This window comes from Planotetraspora sp. A-T 1434, assembly GCF_025420585.1.
Lineage (GTDB): Bacteria > Actinomycetota > Actinomycetes > Streptosporangiales > Streptosporangiaceae > JAOEGB01.
In genome coordinates this window covers 409,215-415,214 of the sequence record NZ_JAOEGB010000002.1, presented here as the reverse complement: position 1 = coordinate 415,214, position 6,000 = coordinate 409,215, and the positions used below count along the sequence as shown (strand labels likewise).

General features: G+C 69.9%; 5 protein-coding genes. 2 read left to right on the top strand and 3 right to left on the bottom strand.

The features are described from left to right. Positions 1-206: 206 nt before the first annotated feature. Together N5079_RS05220 and N5079_RS05215 are read right to left on the bottom strand one after the other, a co-directional pair. Positions 207-1,262 carry a Gfo/Idh/MocA family oxidoreductase gene (locus tag N5079_RS05220; RefSeq protein WP_261582273.1) on the bottom strand — a complete coding sequence of 352 codons (1,056 nt, stop codon included), beginning with the start codon at positions 1,260-1,262 and terminating at the stop codon, positions 207-209. A gap of 23 nt (positions 1,263-1,285) precedes the next feature. After that, on the bottom strand, positions 1,286-2,191 hold the full coding sequence (locus N5079_RS05215; RefSeq protein ID WP_261582272.1) for a proteasome assembly chaperone family protein: 906 nt from the start codon (positions 2,189-2,191) through the stop codon (positions 1,286-1,288). Between the two features lie 102 nt (positions 2,192-2,293). Here N5079_RS05215 and N5079_RS05210 point away from each other — a divergent pair, with 102 nt between their 5' ends. Both N5079_RS05210 and N5079_RS05205 read left to right on the top strand, forming a co-directional pair. Then, positions 2,294-2,677 (top strand): ankyrin repeat domain-containing protein, encoded by a 384-nt coding sequence (locus N5079_RS05210; RefSeq protein WP_410007741.1) that lies wholly within the window; start codon positions 2,294-2,296, stop codon positions 2,675-2,677. A 149-nt stretch (positions 2,678-2,826) separates the two neighbouring features. Beyond that, the gene (locus N5079_RS05205) at positions 2,827-3,720 is read left to right on the top strand and encodes a 4-epi-cubebol synthase (protein WP_261582269.1); all 894 of its coding nucleotides are present in this window, start codon (positions 2,827-2,829) and stop codon (positions 3,718-3,720) included. Positions 3,721-3,732: 12 nt separating this feature from the next. Here N5079_RS05205 and N5079_RS05200 read toward each other — a convergent pair whose 3' ends face one another. Further along, positions 3,733-5,847 carry an ATP-binding protein gene (locus N5079_RS05200; protein WP_261582268.1) on the bottom strand — a complete coding sequence of 705 codons (2,115 nt, stop codon included), beginning with the start codon at positions 5,845-5,847 and terminating at the stop codon, positions 3,733-3,735. Positions 5,848-6,000: the final 153 nt, after the last annotated feature.

The window sequence follows — 6,000 nt, the reverse complement described above, 5'->3', positions numbered from 1 at the left end:
GGCTTCCCTGACCGTGATCATGCATCGATTCCGCCGCACGCGGCCTGATCAGGGCCGACCCTGTTTGTGATCATGCAGTGTCCGCCCGTCGGGCTCACCCGCGTGATGCATGATCACGCTCCATGAAGCGCCAGGTAGGACGTTGCGTGCGGGAACTCGCGCATGATCACGCTGCACAAAGGGTGCGTGCGGGAACTCGCGCATGATCAGGGGGCATGAAGTTCGACCACGGAGCCGGTGGTGGCGGAGCGCTTGGCGGCCTCCAGCACGGCGAGAGTCTCGATGGCGGTCTCCATCGTAACGGGCGGTGGAGCGCCGTCCCGCAGGCAGGCCACCACGCCCGCGTAGAACTCGGGGTAGGCCCCGGGCTCGGTCGGGACGGTACGGCTGTCGCCGTCGACGCCCAGCACGCCCCAGTGCTCGGCGGGCTCGGCGCCCCAGCCGGGGCCGCCCGGGCGCTCGCCCGCCCGCAGGCGGTCCTCCTGTGGGTCGAGGCCCCACTTCACGTACGCGGCCCTGGACCCGAGCACCCGGAACCGGGGCCCGAGCTGCCCGGCCACCGCGGTCATCCACAGGTGGGAGCGCGTGCCGCTCTCGTGGGTCAGGGCGATGAACGCGTCGTCGTCGGTCTTCACTCCGGCCCGCCTGATGTCGGTCTCCGCGTAGACCCGCGACGCCGGCCCGAACAGGCGGAGCGCCTGGTCGACGAGATGGCTCCCGAGATCGAAGAGGACGCCGCCGATGTCGTCCGGGCCGCCCAGCTCGCGCCAGCCGCCCTTCGGCACCGGACGCCAGCGCTCGAACCGGGACTCGAAGCGGTGGACGTCGCCCAGCTCCGGCTGCAGGCGGCGGATCGTGAGGAAATCGCCGTCCCAGCGCCGATTCTGGAAGACGGTCAGCATGAGGTCGCGGTCGCGGGCCAGCCGTACGAGATCGCGGGCCTCGGCGGTGGTCCCGGCGAGCGGCTTGTCCACGACGACCGGGAGGCCCGCCTTGAGCGCCTCCTGGGCCAGCGGCACGTGGGTCCGGTTGGGAGAGGCGATGACGATCAGATCCGAGCGGTCCCACAGCTCGTCGGCGGAGCCGAAGACCTCCGCGCCGGGATGGTCCCGCCGTACGAGATCGGCCTTGGCGGGGTCGCGGGTGACGACGGCGGCGAGGCGCAGCCCGGGCGTGGCCGCGATCAGCGGCGCGTGGAAGAACGACCCGGCCGGGCCGTAGCCCGCCAGCCCGACGCGGATCTCATCAGATTCGTACGGCATGAGCACACGATATGCCGGATGGATCAGTTGTCGCGGTCGTCCCGTTCGGCGAGGAATGCTTCGAACTGGGCGGCCAGTTCGTCGCCGGTCGGCATGGGAGTGCTCTCGGCGAGGAGGTTCTCCCGCTCGGCGCCCGACTGGAAGGCGTCGTATTGCTGCTCCAGCCCCTGGATGGCGCCGGACAGCTCCGCCGAGGCGCTGATCTGCTCCTCGATCTCGGCCGTGGTCTTGTCGGCGGCGTCCCGGAGACTGTCCATGGGGAACACCAGACCGGTCCCGCGCGTGATCGCCTCGAGCGCGGCCACCGCGGCCTGGGGATATTCCGCCTGAGCCAGGTAGTGCGGCACGTGGATGGCGTAACCGAGCGCGTCGTGGCCCTTGGCCCCCATCCGGAACTCGATCAGGGCCTCGATGTTCCCGGGCACCTGCACCTTGCCGAAGGGGCTCGGCGGGCCGGTGACCAGCTCGGGACGGCTGCCATGGGCCGTGAGGCCCAGCGGGCGGGTGTGCGGGACGCCCATGGGGATGCCGTGCACGCTCACCAGCTTGCCGACCTTCAGCCGGGTGGCCAGCATGCCGACCGCCTCGGTGAACAGCTCCCACTCCCGGTCGGGCTCCGGGCCCATCATGATCAAGAAAGGTGTTCCGGTCATGTCGTGGGTGAGGCAGACCACCAGCTCCGGCGCGTCGTAGTCGACCCAGTGATCGCCGTCGAACGTCATCACCGGCCTGCGGGACCGGTAGTCGAGCAAGCGGTCCACGTCAAAGGTCGCCACGATCCGGTGCTCGAGCTCGGCGAGCAGGTGCCCGAGGGCGAGCTTTCCGGCGCCACCCGCGTCCACGAACCCCTCCAGGTGGTAGAGCAGCACCGGATCGGACAGCTCGGGAAGGTCCCCGTCGAGCCGGTAGAGATCCGTGGGGTCGAACACCGTGTCCCAGCCTTTCGCAAAGGGTCTTTACCTAGTGAACCGACGGAGGGTCGTCTGGATTCCTGTGATTGCGGTGGACCCTATCGGTGGACAATGGTTGGTATGGAGCCGGACCCGGAAGTGGAAGAGTTGGCGACCAAGCTGTTCGGCCTCGCGAGGGCGGGGGAGACCGGCCCGCTGTGCGCGTACGTCGACGCGGGGGTGCCCGCGAACCTGAGGAACCAGAACGGCGACACGCTCCTCATGCTCGCGGCCTACCACGGGCACGCCGACACGGTCCGGGCCCTGGCGGAGCGGGGCGCGGACCCGGATCTCGCCAACGACCGGGGGCAGACCCCGCTGGCGGGCGCCGTGTTCAAGAAGGAGCCCGAGGTGGTCAGGGCCCTCGTGGACGCCGGTGCCGACCCTCGGGCCGGCACGCCGTCCGCCCTGGAAACCGCTCGCATGTTCGGCAACTCCGAGCTTGTCGCACTGTTAGAAAAGTAAGTCAAGAGTCCGAAATAGCCGTAAATGCCGCTGGTCTGGCGATCTATTCAGCCGATGGTCATGCTTGTCGGGTGGCTACTACCTCTGCGGACCCCATCAGTAGGCACCCACTCCGCATCCCCCCGCTCGGCTGCCCCTTCCCCAGTGCGGTGAACCCGCACGTCGAGGAGATCGACCGGGACACGCTGGCGTGGCTCTCCGCTTCCGGGATGATCGGCGACGAGGGTCACCTGGAGCGTTTCCGCCAGGCCAGATACGGACTATTGGGTGCGCGCGCGTATCCCTACGCGTCTCGGGAGCTCTGCCAGCTCGTCACCGACTGGTGCGTGTGGCTCTTCGCGTTCGACGACGCCTTCTGCGAGTCGGACCGGCGGGCCGCCGAGATCGCCCGGACCCTTCCCCAGCTCTACACCGTCGTCGACGACCTCGACGGGGGTGAGGCGGTCGAGAACGTCTTCGCGCGCGCCCTGCTGGACGTCAAGTCCCGGATCGCCGCCCACGGCGACGCCGACCAGCTCGACCGGTGGCGCACCATGACCAAGGACTACCTGTTCGCCCAGGTCTGGGAGGCGGCCAACCGGGAGGACGACGTCGTCCCCACCATCGATGACTACATCTTCATGCGCCGCAGGACCGGGGCGATGCTCACGGTCTTCGCGCTGATCGACGTGGCTGCCGAATGCCGGCTCGCCCCCGCCGAGTGGCGGCACCCCGCCGTGCGCGCAATGACCGAGCACGCGAACGACGTCGTCGTGTGGGACAACGACCTCATCTCCTACGCCAAGGAGCGGTCGGAGGCCAACATCCGCAACAACCTGGTCAGCGTGCTGGCCGGCCACACCGACTGCACCGTCCAGCAGGCGATGGACCGGATCGGGCGAATGCGCGACCAGGCCATCGCCGAGATGGTGGCGCTCGGCCCGGTGCTGGACTCGTTCCGCTCCCCGTCCGTCTCCGCCTACGCCAGAGGTCTGGAGTACTGGATCAGCGGCAGCGTCGACTACTCGCTCACCAGCTCCCGATACGTCGACGCCTGGCGCTGACCGGACCCGCGTTCACCCCGGGGGAGCGCGAAACTCGTCGAAGTCGTCCAGCGCGAACTCGATGAGGTCACCCAGGTTGAGCCGCGTTCCCTCGGCGTAGGCCTCCTCGTAGGCGGCGTCGCCGATCAGCTTCTTGCACTCCTTGACGCACTGCTCGTGCTCCGCCGTGAAGAACGGCGAGCCGAACTGGGGCAGGCCGAAGGTCCGCCAGTTGGCCTGGGCCGCGCCGAGGAGGAGCGCCGTGCGGTCCGGCCAGCCCAGATCGAGGCTGAGCCGCGCCAGTGTGTCAACGCAGAGGACGACGCCGAGCACGTCGTGGAAGTGCCGCTTGATGCGCAGCGCCTCCTTGCAGCTCGACAGCGCGTCGTCGCGCCGGTCGGTGGCGCGCTGGACGAGCGACGTGACATACCAGGCGTAGGACCGCAGCCACAGCTCACCCCGCTCCTGGCAGACCTTCATACAGTCGGCCAGCAGCGTCTCGGCCTCCAGGAAGTCGCCCTGTGCGAGCAGCACCATCGACAGCTCCACGATCGCGGGCAGCAGTCCGGGGTTCAGCTCGCGCCCGCCCCGGTGGAACTCGATGGCGACGCCGAGCAGGGCCGTGGCCTTCTTCGCGTCGCCCTGCAGCATGGCGGCGGTGCCCTGCATCTTGGTGGCCAGGAGGACGGCTCCCGAGTCGCCGACCCGGACGGCGTCGGTGCTGCACTCCTCCGCCGCCGCGAGCGCGCCGGCCATGTCGCCCTGGGCGCTGCGGATGTAGGCGAGCACCCACAGCGCCTTGCAGCGCTCCTTGCTCGGCGTCGGGCAGGTCTTGAGCGCCCGCTCCAGGTAGACCGTGCCCTCACGGGCGAACCCGCAGGCCACCCAGAGGAACCACAGGGACGACAGCAGCTCCAGCCCGACCTTCGCCTCGCCCGGGACGGTGAGGCAGTAGTCAAGGGCGACGCGGATGTTGTCGTGCTCCTGCCGCATCCGCGTGAACCAGTGCACCTGCCGCGGACCGGACCAGGAGTGCTCGCTGCGCTCGGCGAGCTGGAGGTAGTAGTCCCGGTGACGGCGGCGCAGCGTGGCCGTCTCGCCGAGCTTGTCCAGCCATTCCCCGCCGTACTGCCGCAGCGTGTCGATCAGCCGGTAGCGCTGGCCCGCCGGCGTGGCGAAGCTGAGCAGCACGGACTTGTCGACCAGGCCGGAGATGACGTCCATGATGCCGCCGGCCGGGAGGGCGTCGCCCGCGCAGACGTAGCGGGCGGCCTCCAGCTCGAAGTCTCCCGCGAAGACCGACAGCCGGGCCCAGAGCAGCCGCTCGGCCGGCTCGCACAGCTCGTGGCTCCACCCGATCGCCGCGCGGAGCGTCTGGTGCCGCGGCAGTGCCGTACGGCTGGCGCCCGCGAGGAGGCTGAACCGGTCCGCGAGCAGGGCGAGGATCTGCTCGACCGACAGTGTCTTGAGACGGACCGCGGCCAGCTCGATGGCCAGCGGAATCCCGTCGAGGCGGCGGCACAGCTCCGCGACGGCCGTGACGTTCTCCTCGTCCACCACGAAGTCGGGCACCACGGCGGACGCCCGCTCGCTGAACAGCTCCACGGCCTCGTTGTTGTACGGGTTCTCCGCCGGCTCGTCGCCCGGCACGGTCAGCGGCGGGATGGCGAGCGTGTACTCGTGCCGCGAGTTGAGCGACCGGCGGCTCGTCGCGAGGACGCGCAGGTTGGGCGCGGCGTCGAGGAGTTGCTCGATGAGCTCGGCGCAGGCCTGGACCAGGTGCTCGCAGGTGTCCAGCACCAGGAGGATCTCGCGGTCGGCCAGCCACTCCGCCAGAGTGTCCGCCCCGTCCCTGGCCCGCTGGTCGGCGATGCCGAGCGCGGCGGTGATCGTGTGATGGACCATCCCGGGGTCCTGCAACCGGGCCAGGTCGGCGTACCACACGCCGTCCCTGAACTGGCGGCGGATCTGGTGCGCGATGCGCAGCGCCGTGCGGGACTTGCCGACGCCGCCGATCCCGGTCACGGTGACCAGCCGGGATTCCTGCAGCCGCTGTCTCAGCGAGGCGAGCAGCCTGGTGCGGCCCACGAAGCTGGTGAGCTCCACGGGCAGGTTGCCTTCTCGTCGCCATCCTGCTGGCGTTGCCATGCCGCCTCACGGGGGGGATCGTCCGGCGTGCTGTCTGTTCCCGCATCGTACCTTTGGGGGCCGACAGATGTCCGGGGGTACCGCGGTGACGTTTCTCCTCCATGCGCGACCGGGACGGGGGGATTCCGGGGTCATCCTTCGCGGCGTTGCCGA